Origin of the sequence: Paenibacillus sp. ALJ109b, from assembly GCF_010747435.1 — a bacterium.
Lineage (GTDB): Bacteria > Bacillota > Bacilli > Paenibacillales > Paenibacillaceae > Paenibacillus > Paenibacillus taichungensis.
Window position 1 is genome coordinate 78,971 of record NZ_JAAIFP010000009.1, and the last position, 17,194, is coordinate 96,164.

Genomic DNA, 17,194 nt, shown 5'->3' on the forward strand with positions numbered 1-17,194 from the left:
AGACAGTGGCGTTATTGTCTAGATAGCTAAATATTTAGAAGACTAGTCTCAATCTTTTAACTAAGCCCGTGTATGGAGCCAATGATCAGTGGTTCCATACACGGGGTTTTTGTTATCTTTAGTTGCTGTTTTGAAATACAGATTAAGAATGAACTACAAAGATTAATTTTATCTCATTTTTTACTGGAAATGTTTGCGCTACCATTGAGAATACAAACGGAAGTTGAGTAAGGGAGAGGTGAGAATAGGTGGGAGGTATTACTTTTGATCATGTATTTAAACGGTATAAAGGCGAATCCCGCCCTGCCGTCAACGACTTTCATTTAACGATTGATGAAGGGGAATTCCTTGTCTTGGTAGGACCATCTGGATGCGGAAAGTCAACAACGCTGCGGATGCTGGCCGGGTTAGAGGAAATCAGCAGCGGAGAGTTATACCTGGATGGGAAATTCATTAATTATGTCTCACCAAAAGACAGGGATATAGCCATGGTCTTTCAGAATTATGCCCTCTATCCGAATCTGTCTGTGCTCGAGAACATTGCACTTGGTCTGAAATTGCGCAAGACTGCGAAACATGAGATTGATACCCGTGTTAAACGAGTAGCATCGATACTTGAAATCTCGCACCTATTGGACCGCAAACCAAGTCAGTTATCTGGAGGTCAAAAGCAGCGGGTTGCCCTTGGTAGAGCCATTGCAAGGGAACCACAAGTATTTTTGATGGATGAACCTCTTTCCAATCTGGACGCCAAGCTTAGAGCACAGACACGTGCAGAGCTGATCAAGCTGCAGCAGGAACTAAGACGGACAACCGTTTATGTCACGCATGATCAGGTGGAAGCAATGACGATGGGATCACGTATTGTTGTGATGAAAGATGGTGTTATTCAACAAGTCGCCCCCCCAAGAAAGCTCTATGATGAACCTGCGAATGTTTTCGTAGCAGGCTTCATTGGTTCTCCGCAAATGAATTTCATTAAGGGCACGATCGAAGTGAGTGATGGGTTCTATTACTTTTCCAACAAACGGATGAGGCTGCTGCTTCCAGAAAACTGTGTCTCTCGATTAGAACGAAAATTTGGAGCGGTTAGAAACGTTATTCTGGGCGTGAGGCCAGAACACATCTCTCTTCGCCGTGGACGTATCGATGATCCTTCATTCCTACCAGGTATTGTACAAATGACTGAGGAGACTGGAGCCGATTCTTATGTCTACATCCAGCTTGGACATATCAGGTTAATTGTTAGAACAGAACCAGTCACACGATATGAAACGGATGAGATCGTATCGGTTGGACTTCAAATGAACAAGATACATTTTTTTGATGAGACTACGGAACTTGTATTTGGGAGAGATGAAACATGAAGAAGCGTTCATTGCCCCGCTATCTTCGCTTTCCGATACAAATATTGATTGTTGCTGCCTTGGTTGTTGGCGTTATCCGGTGGATAACCTCCGATGAACAGGTTGTTTACTCTGGTAGTGTAACAGCTGATCAGCTACTTCAATTCCAGCCAGCAGGCGATAAAATCCCTTATGCCATCCTGATGCAGGGAGTAAGCGAACAAGAACGTTCTGGAGAAAACGGGAATGAAATACGGATCAATCCTAGTCAATATGACACAGCAGCACCGATAACCAAACTCAGTCAATCGAAGGAAGACGGAAAAACCGTGCTCAACTGGCATAACGAAGCAGGATCAGTAGATTGGACGTTTCATGTAGCGAAAGCTGGCTGGTATGAACTTCATTTGGATTACAAGCCCTTAGCGGGCAGTAACAGTTCCGTGATTCGGGGAGTAATGATTGATGGCAGTTATCCCTTTGAGGAGTCGGAACGTGTTGAGTTGGAACGGATGTGGAAGGATGCTAAGTATCCGTATGATCGCAACGAACTAGGTATGCAGGTAAGACCGCAACAGACGGAACTGAACGAATGGATAAGTAAAGCAGTAACAGATTATTCGGTTTCCTCCCGTCCGCTGTTGTTTCGACTGGAGCGAGGGGAACACACGCTAAGATTAGTGGGCGAACGGGGTGGAGTTGCATTGCAACAAATGTCATTCCAAAGTCAGGAGCATGTCATACCGTACGAGGAATATAAGGGGGCATATCCTTCAGTATCATCTGATGCTTCCGACTGGTACATGGTGAGGGAAACAGAGCAATTTGAACGCAAATCACATCTATCGATTCAGACTGATCATTGGGCAGAGCCCTACATATCACCAGATCCCAAGGGACGGATCACCTATAATGTGCTTGGTGGAAACCACTGGAACTTACCAGGTGAATGGGTAGAATGGGATATTGAAGTGCCAACAAACGGCTGGTACGAGATTGATCTCAAGAACTTCCAGAACTATCGTCCAGGATTTAAAGCTTATCGTACCATCTCTATTGACGGTAAGGTTCCTTTCAAGGAGATGCTGAACTATGCAATTGATTATCATAAGGAATTTGAAATTACGACCCTATCTAATGTTTCCGGGGAACCCTTCAAATTCTATCTTGAACAAGGAAAGCACTCTATACGCATGACCGCGGATTCATCAAGTATGCAGCCAATATTGTTTGCCCTTAAAGATACTTTGTTACAGATCGCCTCTTTTGACCGTGAGATGAGGTTGATTACCGGAAACTACAGCAAGAGCGCGTCCGATTCCAATATTGACTCAACCCGGACATGGGAGATGAAAAAGTACGATCCGGAAGTTGAGAACAAACTTCAAGCCATTACAGATCGGTTGAATATGATTCTCCTTTATACGAATTCGGTCAATGAGAGGGATTCAGATCTATCACAGGCCATTAAAGCTTCGGTCACCATCCTGGAGGATATGCTGGGCGATGTGAACGAAATTCCTAGCAAAATCAAAGAATTCTCCACGATCCAAGCCAATATTGGGACATGGATGTCCACTCTGACCAAGCAACCGCTGCTTCTCGATTATCTAGTTGTGCGGACACCGGATGCTAAGACAGGCCTCAAAGAGCCTACTGCACTCTCGCGGATACCTTATTCCTTAGCGGACTTCTCACGTTCCTTCTATGTGGATTATGATCTCGGAGGGCAAGAAGAAGAAGGTGCATTGACGATCTGGGTCGGACGAGGGCGGGATTATGTTGATTTATTGCGCGAACTGGTTAGCCAGGATTTCACGCCAAAGACAGGCATTGAAGTCAATATCAATCTTATGCCAAATCCGAACATGTTAATCCTTGGCAATGCAGCAGGAGAGGTTCCTGATATTGCACTTGGAGTAGGAGAATCGATACCTGCAGATTATGCCATGCGAAATGCTGTCGAGGATTTATCACAGTATCCAGGTTTTGATGACGTGATGAATCAGTTCATACCGGGTGTTACCAGAGCTCTGATGTATGATGGTGGAACTTATGGATTGCCAGAAGTACAGAATTTTCAATTGTTGTTCTACCGCTCGGACATACTTGAAAGACTGGATTTAGAAGTGCCTGATACCTGGGACGATGTGTTTGATATCCTACCCACTCTGCAAGAGAATGGGATGACCATGAACGTACCAAAAGCTGACTATTCCACATTGTTTCTGGAACATGGTACCGACCCTTATACACAAGACGGTCTGAATTCTAATATATTCAGCGACACTGGACAACAAGCATTTAAATTATGGACCGAGATGTTTACCAAATACAATTTGCCCATTGACATCCCGGCTTTCTTTCAACACTTTCGGGATGGGGATATTCCGATTGGGATATCTGATTTTAACACCTATGTCCAGTTACAAGTAGCTGCGCCGGAAATTACAGGACATTGGAAGGTCGCTCCGTTACCCGGAATTAAGCAGGAAAATGATGAGGTTGTGCGCTGGTCTCCTCAAGGCCTAACTGGCGCCATGATTATGAAAAAAAGCGAGCAGAAAGATAAAGCCTGGGAATTTCTGAAGTGGTGGACTTCAGGAGAAGTACAATCTCGGTATGCTGCGGATATGGAATCATTTTATGGTATTGAATATCGCTGGAATACAGCAAATGTAAATGCGATGGAATCGCTAAACTGGCCTGCTGATGATTTGAAAGCTATTCGGGAACAAGCCAGTTGGGCATTGAACATGCCGAATGTACCGGGATACTATTTCTTGGGCAGGGAGATGGATTTTGCATGGAATCGAACCGTATTTGACGGCATACCAGCGGATGAATCATTGGAAGAAGCGCATTCGTCCCTGCAACGGGAGATGGACCGCAGACAGCGGAACTTCGGCATCATGGGCAGAAGTTTAAATATTCCAATGATTACAGAGCCCTACGTATGGGAGGACACAGAATCGTGAAAACAGAGATTGTTCCCGTGTTACACCCGACTAAGCCACCTTCACCTTTGGTATCAAAGTGGATGCGTTTTCTAAGAGAGCTTAGAAGAGATGCTTTCTGTTATCTTTTTCTGGCACCGTTTCTGATCTGCTTTCTCGTATTTATCGTCATTCCTGTCGTGATGGCTGCCACGCTTAGTTTTACATCTTATGATGGGTTTGGAAGTCTGAATTTTATCGGTTTTGACAATTTTATCGCATTATTTACGCAAGATATTATTTTCTTGACCAAAGCACTTCCGAATACATTTCTGTTTGCATTAATTGTTGGGCCGGGTGGCTATATTCTATCGTTCTTCTTCGCCTGGCTGATACATCAGCTGCCTCTGCGGGTCAGAGATTACTATACATTAGTGTTCTATGCACCCTCTATGGCCGGTGGGGTAGCATTGTCGGTCGTTTGGATCGCAGCGTTCAGCGGAGACAGGGTCGGGTATCTTAATAATTTTTTACTGCGAATGGGCTGGATTGACTCTCAAATCACTTGGCTGCAAGATCCCAAGTATTTGCTTCCTATTATGATTATGGTCTCCTTATGGATGAGTTTCAGCGTAGGTTTTCTGGCGATGCTTGCCGGATTACAAACGGTCAATCGCGAGCTGTATGAAGCCGGCCGCATCGATGGCCTATCCAATCGGCTTCAGGAAGTATTCTATATCACCATCCCATCGATGAAGCCACAGATGTTGTTCAGTGCCGTCATGACCATCGTGTCTACATTGAAGGCAGGCAGTATTTCGACCCAGCTTACGGGAATGGCGGTGACTCCTCAGTATGCCGGTCATCTGATCATTAATCATGTCGATGATTATGCATTCATCCGGTTCGAACTTGGTTATGCTTCTGCAGTGTCGGTCATGCTGCTGTTGTTCAGCTATTTTGTGATGAGGTTTGCATATCGGCTGTTCAACTCGAAGGAGGAGCTATAAGTATGATAGCCAAATTACGAAAGCTCCGTTCAGTATCATCCTTCGATGTTATTCTGATTTTGTTGTTTACTTGCCTGGCAGTATTTATGTCTCTGCCCATTGTATTTATTTTCAATCATGCCTTTAAACCACAAAATGAATTGTTTTTGTTTCCACCTCAATTCTTTGTACAACAGCCAACACTAAATAACTTTGAAACGTTGTTTCTTCACGCTACCAATGCCTTGGTACCGTTCACCCGTTACCTGTTTAACAGTATGGTTGTTGTGTCATTTACACTGATCAGTGTAATCATGGTCAGTACAATGGCAGGTTATGTATTGGCAAAATATCAGTTCCATTTCAAGAAACTCATTATGGGGATGATCACACTTTCCCTTATGTTCGCACCCGAAACTGTTTCCATTCCACGTTATCTGGTCATCAGCGCTCTTGGACTGAACAATACGTATTTCGGACACATCTTACCTTCGCTTGCATCACCGGTAGCGGTGTTCATGCTGGTCGGATTTATTTCTCAGATTCCAAATGATCTAATGGAGGCTGCAAAGATTGACGGAGCCAGTCATTTCGGCATATTCAGACGAATTATTCTGCCTTTATCCGTTCCAGCCATTGCAACGATATCCATTCTTACTTTTCAAAATGTATGGGGTGATGTCGAGACCTCAACTTTGTTCATGCAAAAAGAGGCGATGCGTACTTTACCGTTCTATGTGAATAGCCTGCTTAGCGGGCTGCAGAACAATGTCGCAGGACAGAATATGGCAGCAGCAGCCGGACTGCTCATCTTTATCCCGAATTTGATCATCTTCCTGCTCTTCCAACGCAAGGTATTGGAGACGATGGTCCATTCCGGTATTAAGTAAAGTCATCAGTAAAGGAAGTAGAGTCGCGATGAAAAAATGGTTATCAATGGCACTCATAGGCTTGATTGCGTTGACCGTTCTGCCGAAGGCAGCTTCGGCAAGTCTTCCGTACTGGACGGCTTATTATGACAGTAACCAGTCTAACTGGTTCCAAATTCAGCCGATTTACAGACCAGCAGGTGCCTATTCTGCCGACTTTGGGGAACCGGTAGACCTTGACGTAGCCTCAGACGACAAGGTCTACATTGCAGATAAGAAGCAGAACCGAATCGTAGTACTAGATCCGGATGGTAGTCTGCTGCGTACAATCGGTGAAGAAGAAGGATCAGGACAGTTGTCTTCACCGGAAGGTGTGTTTGTCACACCGGAGCATGCAGTGTATGTTGCGGATTCAGGTAATCAGAGGATCGCGGTATTTGATCAAAACGGGGTGTTTCAGCGTGATTTCAAAAAACCGAATACACCATTAATGGGATCCGAGCACTTTGTGCCCGTCAAGTTGATCGTTGATCGTCGTGGTGTCATGTACATACAACTGAATTCATCTTATCAAGGGCTTGTTCGGTTAAATCCCCAAGGTGAATTCATGGGTTACTTCGGTGCTAACAAAGCTGATCAATCCATGCTCAACTGGTTGAAGAAACTGGTTCTCAATAAAGATCAATTGGCAAAGGAAAAGGCTGCGCTTCCTAAACCGATTACAAATGTCTCGCTAGACAAAGACGGCTTTATCTATACTTCGACTGCTGGCGGTGAGGGGAAGGGAGCCATCCGTAAACTGAATGCAGGCGGCGTGGATATATTCAAGAATAAGACGTTAGAGAACGGTCACGGTATTGTTGATGCTGCAATTGATGCTGATGCATTTCTCTACAATATTGACCTTGACTCTATGCACATCAATATGTACGACCGTGATGGGGAGGCGATGTTTGAATTTGGTCTTGTCAGTAAAGATACGCAGCAGTATGGCATATTGGGTTATCCGACAGGCATCGGGGTGGACAGCAACCATGCGATCTGGATCTCGGACAGCGGTACGAATACCGTCCACAAATATGTGCGTACTGATTTGGGAAGAGATGTTCTGAAGGCGCTAGCTTTGTATGCAGAAGGGAAATACGAGCAAAGCAAGCCTTACTGGGAAGCTGTCTATGCCCGTAACGATATGTATAACGGCACCTTTCAAGGTTTAGGAAAAGTGCTTCTACATGAAGGACGCAACGAGGATGCGTTGATGTTTATGAAGGCAGCCTTTGATACAGAAGGCTACTCCAAAGCTTTTTGGAAGCTGAGGTTAGACTGGTTGCAGAACCACTTTATGATCCTGGTATATAGCCTAGTAGGGGGTGGACTCTTCCTCCATTTTGGTATACGCGGAATACGTTTATACCTGCGGAAGCGGCCGCTTTCTGCGCGCTTACAGCAGCCTTTCGCTGATTTGAAAAATTTCAGTTATGTGATGTTTCATCCATATGAAGGATTCTACCGGATCAAGGAAGCGAGAATTGCACCATGGATTACGATAGCACTGCTGTTTCTCGTCCTGGCCATCAAATTATGCACAATCTACTGGACTGGGTTTCTCTTTCATCCAGTAGAACTCTCAGAAGTTAATTTACTAAAAGAGATGGGGTTCTTCATCTTACCTTGGATCACCTGGATTGTTGCCAATTACTTAGTTTGCAGTGTCAAAGACGGTGAGGGTAAATTCCGGGAAGTAATTCAAGGAAGTGTGTATGCGCTCTCACCATACGTATTCTTCTCAATTCCACTTCTGTTATTATCCAACATCGTCTCACTAGATGAAGCGATCATCATTCATGCCATGAATATGGTGATGGTACTGTGGCTTCTCTCCATGTTCTTTGTGATGACGCAAGTAATTCACAATTTTGAATTTGTGGAAACGATCAAAAACTCGGCCGTTACTGTGTTTGCGATTCTGACGATCTGGATGTTTGGCTTCATTATATTCGGACTGTCCTTTAATCTGTATGACTTTTTCTATGAGCTTTACAAAGAGGTGAACATCAATCTATAACACACTCAAACGAAAATGGAATAGGGCAGGGTGGACCGTCGTTATTGTGCTGGTGCTTGGTCTGATGCTGATCGTGTTGGTGATAAAACCATGGCAGCAGAGTACAACGGAGATTTTTGCCGCTACTGGAATACAAGTGCTGATACCAGAGAAAGATTCCCTCTATCAAGGTAAAAGATGGAAGCCTACTGCACAAGCAGATGGTTATGCAATTGCGGTAGATAACGATCAGTACGCCCTGTATGTGAATCCGCTCAATACGCAAATCTACGTTCTGGACAAAAGAAGTGGATACCGTTGGACCAGCAATCCGACTGAAGTTGAGCTCGCGGATGAGAGCGTCAAGGGGCAACTGTTGGATAATTTGCAGTCCCCGTTTGTATTAACCCATGTACGTACCCAAGGGGCTGACCAAACGGTTAGGGAAACATTGAACAATAAAGCGCCCGGTTTAGAGACGACGATGATCCGTGATATGAAAGGACTTCAAATTCAATACTGGTTTCCTGACAAACGCATCGGTTTTGCTATTCAATACGAATTAACGGAATCCGGATTAAAGGTCAAAGTACCGGCAGCAGGTATCCGCGAAGAAGGAGATCACGTGTTGTTTTCAATGGATGTCCTGCCTCATTTCGGCGCTGCTATGGCTAATGAAGATGGATATTTATTTGTGCCTGATGGTCCAGGCGGACTGATCCGCTATGATACGGCAAAGGCAAGCCTGTCCAAAGGGTACATCCATCAGGTGTATGGCCAGGAACTGACCAATGCAGGGAATATCAATTTAATGGTTCAGAACAGAGAGAATATCGCTTATCCGGTATTTGGGTTGAAACGTGGAGATCATGCTTATGTCGCTGTCATGAGGAAAGGCGAGGATTCTGCTAATGTAGTCGCAATGGCACCTGGACAACGCTCATCCTTCTACAATGTGTACTCGAGTCAAATCTACCGAGAAGAGTATTTATACAGAATGAGTAGGTTGGCTACTCCAAGCAAGGCTATTCAGAAGCAAAAATTGGACCTGGACCGTGAGGTAGAGTACCGCTTTCTGAATGGGGAGCAAGCTTCTTATATCGGAATGGCGAGTGCATACCGAGATTATTTACAAGAATCCGGCCAGTTAGGAGAAACTTTGCAACCGGTAGAGCATGTTCCCCTCTACCTGAAATTGATGGGCGGAAATTATGAAAAGGCTTTTGGAAGAGTGCAGTATGTTGCTACCACTACGTTTGATCAAGCGACTGAAATTGTAGAGCGGCTGCAACAGCAGGGTGTCGCTTCGCTTAAGACCATATTTTATGGCTGGCAGAACGAGGGCGATTACAACATGGAGAAGCGTTTCCCAATTGAGAGTTCGCTCGGAGGTGAGACTGGTGCTAAATCCTTTGTCGCCTCGATGAAGAAATCAGATATTGATGTTACTTTCCAAGAGGACTTTCTATGGGTGGACAGCGAGTCATCATTCTCTGGCAAAACAGATGCCATTCGCGGTATTGATGGTACGGCTTATAACATTGATGGGTGGTATCTTGCTAAACCAGTATATACGGCAGTAAGTGCAGCAAAAACCATTGACAAGTTAAAAGATATTGGAGTAAACGGGATCCATTACAGCGGATTGGGCGAGATTCTTGTGCATGACTATGAGTTGTCCGGCATCCGTACAAGAGAATATACGAAGACCGTATACAATGGTTTACTTGATTACACCCGTAAGGAGTTGGGATCGGCTAGCATTGAACGCGGCAATGCTTATGTGCTTGGCAGCACTAATTTCATTGACGGAATGGCATCCTCCTCTAGTTACGATTTCATGATCGATGAGACCGTTCCATTTTACCCAATCGCACTGCACGGCAACGTACCTTACACATTTGAAGCAGGAAATCTGCGCGATGATGAGGATACCGAATTTTTGAAGGCGATAGAATATGGAGCGCTGCCATCCTTTTTCGTCACTCATGATGATTCCCGTAAGTTGAAAAACACACCTGTATATGGGCTATACAGTAGCAGGTTTGACAAGTGGGAAAGCCGCATTGTGGAGGAATACGGACGATTTGATAGCTTAAGCGATCTTTATTCGCTTAGGATTGTTGATCACGAGCAAATAAGTGATGAACGTTATATGACCACGTATGAGAATGGAACTCGCGTCATTGTGGATTATGCAGCCAAGAGCTTCAAGGTGGAGAAAGGGGCTGCCCGATGATCCAGTTGCAAGAACACAAGAAGAAGGCGCTTCAATACCAATTCAAGCGCTATGGCGTTGGTTTGCTTTTCATGCTGCCCTGGATGATCGGATTCAGTGTGTTCGTAGCTATACCCATCGGTTGGTCAATGTTCATGTCATTACACAAGGTGGCGGTGGTGCCAGGCGGATTTAAATATGATTGGATCGGCATTCAAAATTACCGGGATGCTTTCCTAAAGGACAATGTGTTCCCGATCGAGATGATCACCTATTTTCAGCAAATGTTGTTGATGGTTCCGATTATCGTCATCTTCGCTCTGCTTATTTCGCTGCTGCTGAATCAGAAGTTTCCCGGAAGGTTCATCTATCGTGCTTTATTCTTTTTACCTGTCATCTTCGCCACTGGTCAGGTGTTGTCGGAGCTGTTTACGCAGGGGGCAGGCGATATCCCCTTTCTGGATCAATACAATCTGGAACCGTTAGTGAAGCAATATGTCGGAGGCGAAATGGCGAAGATGATCATGGAAGTGCTGGGTCGCGTTGTCCTAATTCTCTGGTATTCGGGGGTACAGATCTTGATCTTTATCGCGGGATTTCAGACGATATCGCCATCCATTTATGAAGCAGTACGGATTGACGGGGCATCGCCTTGGGACAGCTTCTGGAAAATAACGCTACCTGCCAGCATTCCGTTTATAAGCCTTAATGTACTCTATACCATCATAGATCTCTTCACCTTCCCTCTCAATCCGGTGCTGAAGCATATTCGCGACAATATGTTCAAAGTGGATACCGGATACGGATATGCAAGTGCGTTGGCTTGGATCTATTTCGGATTCATCTTTGTCCTGATCGCGATAGTACTCGGAATGTTCAGCCGTAGCATGCGCCAGAGGGGGAGAAGATCATGAAAGAAGAGCTATGGTTTGATCGGGCCAAAAATAATGTAAGAGACCTGCTGTGGCGGAGAGAGTCGCAAAAGCTTAAAGCTCTGCTTATGGGCAGGAATTTGTCAGACGGATTGCTAGCTAAACTGATCATTTATGTGCTGCTGTCTATTGTGGCGTATTTGTATCTACAGCCACTTCTCTACATGATCACCACGATGTTAAAGACGGTTAGTGACCTGTTGGACCCGTCTGTGAAATGGATTCCCCGCGTCGTTACATGGGAGAACTTGACAAAGGCTTACGAGGGCTTGCAATACCCGGAAGCTCTGCGGAATACGGCGGTGATTGCTCTTACTTGTTCACTTGTACAGGTGCTGATCTGTTCTATGACCGGATATGCACTTGCACGGCTGGCTATTCCCTTCAAAGGATTAATTACAGCACTAGTATTGTTGACCTTTCTTATACCTCCACAGGTCATCATTATTCCGCTGTATGTTATTTTCAGCAAGTTAGGACTGCTAAATTCGTTGTTTGTATTCCTGGTACCAGCGATCTTCGGCCAGGGTTTAAAGGGAGCGCTGTTTATTCTCATATTCCGCCAATTCTTCAAATCCCAGCCCCCTAGCCTTGAAGAAGCGGCAAAGCTTGACGGTGCATCTGCAGCCCGACTTTACTTCCGAATTATGCTGCCACTGGCTCAGTCCGCCTGTCTGGTCGTCTTTCTGTTCTCCTTCATCTGGTATTGGAACATGTATTATGAACCATCCATGTTTTTGGCCAAGGGATTCACACCGTTGTCGATACGTCTGGACAATCTGGAAGAAGTGTTGAATCCCTCTCTGCTCAGCAGCCAGGAGTCGGTTAATAACCCGGTTACGGAAGGAACCAAAATGGCAGCGGCATTCCTCATTATTTTCCCGCCGATGTTGATTTTCATGTTCCTCCAGCGCTGGTTCATCACCGGAATTGAACGAACTGGAATTGTAGAGTAGATAATTATTGGGTAGATAAAGTGATTATAACTTTGACTACACTGGAAAGGGGGAATGCTGGCCGCTAGTGGCTGTGGACGGTCTGTATCTCTGAAGAAAAGAACGCAAATAAGATCACAATGGGGAGGAAAAAGCTTGAAAAAGAAGCGGTTAGGAACATCAATATTGTCTGCAGTCTTGTCTCTGACTTTTATGTTGGCGGGATGCAGTGGAAATTCAGGGACTAGCGGGAATAAGGAGAGTTCACCTCCAGCGGGGAATGACACTGTTGTAACGGAACCGGGTCAGGATGGGGATAGGGAGCCGGTTACGCTGAAGTTCATTTCCTGGAAAGAGGGCACGTATGACGAGTTATATGAACTCTTCCATCAGAAATATCCTTGGATAACCATTGAGCAAATTCCGGTCAATAAGCAACCGATCATGGAAATTATTGCATCACTTGAAGCCGCCGGCACGCCTGCCGATGTGACCGAGATCGATACCGATTTGGTGGCTTTTGAGCAGGGGGGTCTCATTGAAGATTTAACACCTTACATTGAGGAAAGCGAAATATTCCAGAATGCGAAATTTCCTGAGGGTTTCTTGGACACTATGACGTTCAACAGCAAAAGGCTGGCGATACCGATGGTTGATGTACCAATGTGGATCTTGGTGAACAAAGATTTACTTGCCAAGCATGGCGTCGATATGCCTTCTAATGATTGGACCTACGATGATTTCCGGAATATTGCTAAGCAGATTACCGATTCGAATGCAGGCGAGTATGGAGTGACTAGCCAACCAGAAATTCAAATGCGCATGCTCTCCAGTAAAGCGATCGCGGATGGTTATGCTGCGAACCACCAATACATGAACGAAGATATGACACAAAGTTTGCTGAGTACACCGGAGATCATGAACGAAGTGAAGTGGTTTCAGGAGCTGGTTACCAAGGATGGTTCCATGCAAAGCAACGCAGCCGCAGAAGCAGACGGAAATGTGACTAAGGATTTCATAAACGGTAAAACAGGTTTTGCAATTGGTGGCGACTGGGTACTTCCGACATTGAAGGAGAAGGCGCCATTTCAATGGGATGTGCTTCCGTTCCCCAAAGGGAAAGTGAGCCAGCCGGGTTATTCCATTTATGGACCACTCGCCATGCTTGCAGGCTCCAAACAAAAGGAGGCGGCGTTCCTGTGGCTAAGCTTCCAATTCACGCCAGAAGCGCAGAAATGGAAGATTGACCAAGGGGCAAATGCGTCGGTTAACGATCCGGAAATCACCGCTTATTACGATGAAGCTCCAATATGGGAGGGTAAGAACATTGAAGCGGTAAAAATTGCACAACAAAATGCTAGAATCCAGTCAGGATTGACTGTCGTCGGATGGAGAGAATACAACTACAATAACCTCTTGAACGATATTATTTTCGGAGATCGAGATATTAACGATATCATTCCGGAAACCGAAGCCTGGAACAAAAAAACGCTAGAGTTACGCGAAAGTCTGAAGTAACCCGAAGTGGATATAATAACCGTTGGTCCTATGATCAGCGGTTATTCTACTTGATGTTATATAAGATAAAAGAGAGAACGAGATCGTTGAATGGACAGGAATTTCTCAGCTTATGTAAGAATGAATGCTAGCCTACCAAATCATGTTATGGAGGGTACTCATATGATGCCAGATCTTATGAAACAGTACGATGAATATAAATTTGTACAAAGTTCCGCATACCATACGGCAATGGTTCAGCGGCATTACCCTGAAGTATTTGAAGGGATCAAAGAACAGGTTATAAACGGCAGGTATGAACCCAATGGTGGGGTATGGATCGAAAGTGACTGTAATTTGCCTAATGAACCTTGTTTTCAAACCGTTTGAAATCAAGACCATTAAGGTGAGTTATTAAAATAAAACAGTAATGGTTGAATGTTAAATAGAATTACAGAACGATAAATCCATCACTTGAGAAGCATTGTATTTTGTTTGACAGAAGGTGCATAGCCGAGAACCTTTTTATAAGCGCGGAAGAAAGATGAATAATCGTGAAAACCTACGGCTGATGCTGCGGAATTGGCTGTTTGACCCTGCGATATCAAGTTTTGCGCCATAATGATCCGTTTATGAATGACGTAATTGCCAACCGTTGTGCCTGTTGCTCTCCGGAACATTTTGTTCAGGTGATGTTTGCTGATGTAGAATGCAGCAGACAAATCGTCCAGCTTAATAGATTCGGTAATATGATCGTTTAGATAAGCAATGATTTTTGATACGGATCTAGTGGATGATGAAGATTCAGATGTCCCTTTGAGTGAATAGCTGCTTATCAATATTTGTGATAGAAGAGCTTCAAGACGCACGCGAAGCGACAATTCACGAATAGCTTCGTCAGCATGTCTGGCGTCGATCAATTGTTTAAAAAAAGGAAACATAACTTGATTCCCATTATCCATGTAATAGATGTCAGCTGAACTGTCATCAGGATGGAACGGAGATAATAAGACCGACTGGTTTTCAAGAGGTAGAAAGCCAGGTACAAAATGGAGCGATATTCTCTCATAGGGAATGTCGCTTTCGATTTTGACCCCATGAAAAACGTGGGGAGCAATTAGCAGGAGGCTGTGGGGATTGGGAACATAATGTTTGCCTTCTACAAGATAACTCACATCACCCGCAACGAAATAGAACACCTCGTAGTAATTGTGACAGTGAAGTGCATATTGTTCAGTCTTCTTATGGTCTACAGCATGGTGAAGAATTAACGAGTCGGTATGGATATTGACAGTATTCATCCAGTCACCTCTTCCAATCGGTGTAAAGTTAGTCTAATAGATCGACGCTATATTTGCAATGTAATTACTCCGATTTACAATGGAATATCTACATGTCAGAACTATAATTAATTAATGTAGACACATTCCAAACGTAGAGAGGGAGCTGTTTCACGTGATTTTAGGTGCACAGTTGTACACAGTACGTTCTTTTCTTCAAACTGAAAAAGACATCAAACGTACATTGCAAAAAATTGCAGAGATGGGTTATACATCGATCCAGGTTTCTGCAATCGGTAAAATCAAGCCGGAAACACTTAGAGCCATGTGTGACGAGTTATCGCTCCAAATTGTTCTGACGCATACGAGTCCTGAGCGGATATTGTATGAAACCGATCAAGTGATTGAGGAGCATAACATTCTTGGCTGCGATTATATCGGTATTGGAGCTATGCCGGATAAATATCGGTCACTGGATTGGTACGGATATTTCGCGAGTGACTTCCGGGAAGCGGCTGAGCGGATCGCCAGATCCGGAAAGCTATTCATGTATCACAACCATCACTTCGAGTTTGAGAAAATGGATGGCAAGCGTATGATCGAACGTCTTATCGAAGATTTTTCACCCGAAGAACTGGGAATTACACTGGATACGTATTGGGTACATGCTGCCGGAGCTGACGTATGCGAATGGATCGACAAATTAAAGGACCGCCTTCATTGCGTGCATTTGAAGGACATGGGTTCGGATAAGCAAATGGAACCGGTGATGGAAGGTAACATGAATTTCACAGGAATTTTGAAAGCGCTTGAAAATGCGAATACGAAATATTTGCTCGTAGAGCAGGACGTATGTCAGACGAGTCCATTCGATTGTTTGCAGACGAGCTACAATAATTTGGCTACTCTAGGTTACCGCTAGAGGAAAAGGAGATCGATCATGAATAAATTACGTGTCGGTATTATCGGAATGGGAAATATGGGGTCGGACCATGCGAAAAAATTGATTAATGGCACCGTAATGGAGGTGGAGCTTACCGCCGTATCAGACATGGATGAAAAGCGGATTAAGGCTTCCAAGATGTATTTGCCGGATACATTAGGTTATTTTAATAGCCCGGAAGAACTGATAGACAGTGGTCTTTGTGATGCTGTTATTATCGCTACACCGCATTACGATCATCCAAGACTTGCGATACAAGCTTTCAGCAAAGGATTACATGTCTTGTGCGAGAAGCCGGCCGGGGTCTACACAAAGCAGGTAAGAGAGATGAACGAGAAGGCGCAGGAAAGTGGCGTCGTTTTCTGTATGATGTTTAATCAGCGAACAAATCCAATGTACCGGAAAATGCGCGAGTTGGTGCAAGGCGGCGAGCTTGGGGCCATCAAACGGGTGAACTGGATCATTACTGACTGGTACAGAACTCAGGCTTATTATGATTCCGGGAGCTGGCGCGCAACTTGGGCTGGCGAAGGCGGTGGTGTGCTCATCAACCAATGCCCTCATAACATCGACTTGCTCCAATGGATCTGCGGCATGCCTTCGAAAGTACGTGCTTTTTGCCATGAAGGCAAGTGGCACGATATTGAGGTTGAAGATGATGTGACGGCGTATTTGGAATTTCCGAATGGTTCCACTGGCGTATTTGTAACCACAACCGCGGATCTACCAGGAACGAACCGTCTTGAGATTACGCTGGAGATGGGTAAGCTTGTCTGTGAACACGGTAAACTGACGCTGCATAAGCTCAGCCAGAACGAACGTGAATATTGTTTCGAATCGAAGGAAGGCTTCACAACACCGTCCGTTGAAGTATCCGTCATTCCAGCGGAGGGGGATAATAGCCAGCATATGGGGATCGTCGCTTCATTTGCGAACGCGATCCTGGACGGAACACCGCTCATTGCGGACGGTGAGGAAGGCATCCATAGCTTAATGTTGTCGAACGCCATGCATTTGTCCAGTTGGACTGGCGAAACCGTTGAATTTCCAATTGACGAGGATTTGTATTTATCCGAGTTGAAGAAGCGGATCTCGACATCCAAACGAAAGATAGGGGAATCGGTACTATTTGATACAACAGGAAGTTTTGGTACATGAAATAGATGGAGAAATAAATCTGATCGTTCGTAAATGCAGATGGAGGG

General features: G+C 44.8%; 13 protein-coding genes. 12 read left to right on the forward strand and 1 reads right to left on the reverse strand.

Features of this window, described 5'->3' with window-relative positions:
- The first annotated feature begins 248 nt into the window (after positions 1 to 248).
- The 10 genes from G3352_RS12500 (at position 249) to G3352_RS12545 (ending at position 14,156) form a co-directional block, all read left to right on the forward strand.
- Positions 249 to 1,367 carry a sn-glycerol-3-phosphate ABC transporter ATP-binding protein UgpC gene (locus G3352_RS12500; protein WP_163756951.1) on the forward strand — a complete coding sequence of 373 codons (1,119 nt, stop codon included), beginning with the start codon at positions 249 to 251 and terminating at the stop codon, positions 1,365 to 1,367.
- Positions 1,364 to 4,324, forward strand: coding sequence for an extracellular solute-binding protein (locus G3352_RS12505; RefSeq protein WP_163756953.1), 2,961 nt, complete (start codon positions 1,364 to 1,366; stop codon positions 4,322 to 4,324). Before G3352_RS12500 ends, G3352_RS12505 begins: the two co-directional genes overlap by 4 nt.
- The gene (locus G3352_RS12510; protein ID WP_345940755.1) at positions 4,321 to 5,292 is read left to right on the forward strand and encodes a carbohydrate ABC transporter permease; all 972 of its coding nucleotides are present in this window, start codon (positions 4,321 to 4,323) and stop codon (positions 5,290 to 5,292) included. The genes G3352_RS12505 and G3352_RS12510 overlap by 4 nt, the downstream gene beginning before the upstream one ends.
- A gap of 2 nt (positions 5,293 to 5,294) precedes the next feature.
- The gene (locus G3352_RS12515; protein WP_076291413.1) at positions 5,295 to 6,161 is read left to right on the forward strand and encodes a carbohydrate ABC transporter permease; all 867 of its coding nucleotides are present in this window, start codon (positions 5,295 to 5,297) and stop codon (positions 6,159 to 6,161) included.
- 28 nt (positions 6,162 to 6,189) lie between these two features.
- Complete coding sequence (locus G3352_RS12520; protein ID WP_163756957.1) at positions 6,190 to 8,205, forward strand: YIP1 family protein; 2,016 nt, start codon at positions 6,190 to 6,192, stop codon at positions 8,203 to 8,205.
- A 79-nt stretch (positions 8,206 to 8,284) separates the two neighbouring features.
- A complete protein-coding gene (locus tag G3352_RS12525; protein ID WP_205524845.1) occupies positions 8,285 to 10,423 on the forward strand; it encodes a DUF5696 domain-containing protein in 2,139 nt (712 codons plus the stop codon).
- On the forward strand, positions 10,420 to 11,316 hold the full coding sequence (locus tag G3352_RS12530; protein ID WP_240343051.1) for a carbohydrate ABC transporter permease: 897 nt from the start codon (positions 10,420 to 10,422) through the stop codon (positions 11,314 to 11,316). The genes G3352_RS12525 and G3352_RS12530 overlap by 4 nt, the downstream gene beginning before the upstream one ends.
- Positions 11,313 to 12,290: a carbohydrate ABC transporter permease gene (locus tag G3352_RS12535; RefSeq protein ID WP_064637608.1), complete on the forward strand. Its 978-nt coding sequence runs from the start codon at positions 11,313 to 11,315 to the stop codon at positions 12,288 to 12,290. Before G3352_RS12530 ends, G3352_RS12535 begins: the two co-directional genes overlap by 4 nt.
- Positions 12,291 to 12,425: 135 nt before the next feature.
- Positions 12,426 to 13,787, forward strand: a complete 1,362-nt coding sequence (locus tag G3352_RS12540; RefSeq protein WP_163756961.1) for an ABC transporter substrate-binding protein — start codon at positions 12,426 to 12,428, stop codon at positions 13,785 to 13,787.
- Between the two features lie 162 nt (positions 13,788 to 13,949).
- Complete coding sequence (locus tag G3352_RS12545; protein WP_205524846.1) at positions 13,950 to 14,156, forward strand: glycoside hydrolase family 38 N-terminal domain-containing protein; 207 nt, start codon at positions 13,950 to 13,952, stop codon at positions 14,154 to 14,156.
- A gap of 80 nt (positions 14,157 to 14,236) precedes the next feature.
- Here the strand turns inward: G3352_RS12545 and G3352_RS12550 are convergent, their stop codons facing one another.
- Entirely contained in the window at positions 14,237 to 15,067 is an 831-nt protein-coding gene (locus G3352_RS12550) for a helix-turn-helix transcriptional regulator (RefSeq protein WP_163756964.1), read from the reverse strand.
- Positions 15,068 to 15,221: 154 nt separating this feature from the next.
- Between G3352_RS12550 and G3352_RS12555 the strand changes: the two genes are divergently transcribed.
- Both G3352_RS12555 and G3352_RS12560 read left to right on the forward strand, forming a co-directional pair.
- Positions 15,222 to 15,968, forward strand: a complete 747-nt coding sequence (locus tag G3352_RS12555; RefSeq protein WP_163756966.1) for a TIM barrel protein — start codon at positions 15,222 to 15,224, stop codon at positions 15,966 to 15,968.
- An 18-nt stretch (positions 15,969 to 15,986) separates the two neighbouring features.
- The gene (locus G3352_RS12560; RefSeq protein WP_163756968.1) at positions 15,987 to 17,147 is read left to right on the forward strand and encodes a Gfo/Idh/MocA family protein; all 1,161 of its coding nucleotides are present in this window, start codon (positions 15,987 to 15,989) and stop codon (positions 17,145 to 17,147) included.
- Positions 17,148 to 17,194 lie beyond the last annotated feature (47 nt).

Coding starts and splice junctions, on each gene's coding strand:
- G3352_RS12505 (WP_163756953.1), top strand. CDS start 1,364: ATGAAGAAGCGTTCATTGCCCCGCTATCTTCGCTTTCCGATACAAATA.
- G3352_RS12515 (WP_076291413.1), top strand. CDS start 5,295: ATGATAGCCAAATTACGAAAGCTCCGTTCAGTATCATCCTTCGATGTT.
- G3352_RS12520 (WP_163756957.1), top strand. CDS start 6,190: ATGAAAAAATGGTTATCAATGGCACTCATAGGCTTGATTGCGTTGACC.
- G3352_RS12530 (WP_240343051.1), top strand. CDS start 10,420: ATGATCCAGTTGCAAGAACACAAGAAGAAGGCGCTTCAATACCAATTC.
- G3352_RS12535 (WP_064637608.1), top strand. CDS start 11,313: ATGAAAGAAGAGCTATGGTTTGATCGGGCCAAAAATAATGTAAGAGAC.
- G3352_RS12545 (WP_205524846.1), top strand. CDS start 13,950: ATGATGCCAGATCTTATGAAACAGTACGATGAATATAAATTTGTACAA.
- G3352_RS12550 (WP_163756964.1), bottom strand. CDS start 15,067: ATGAATACTGTCAATATCCATACCGACTCGTTAATTCTTCACCATGCT.
- G3352_RS12560 (WP_163756968.1), top strand. CDS start 15,987: ATGAATAAATTACGTGTCGGTATTATCGGAATGGGAAATATGGGGTCG.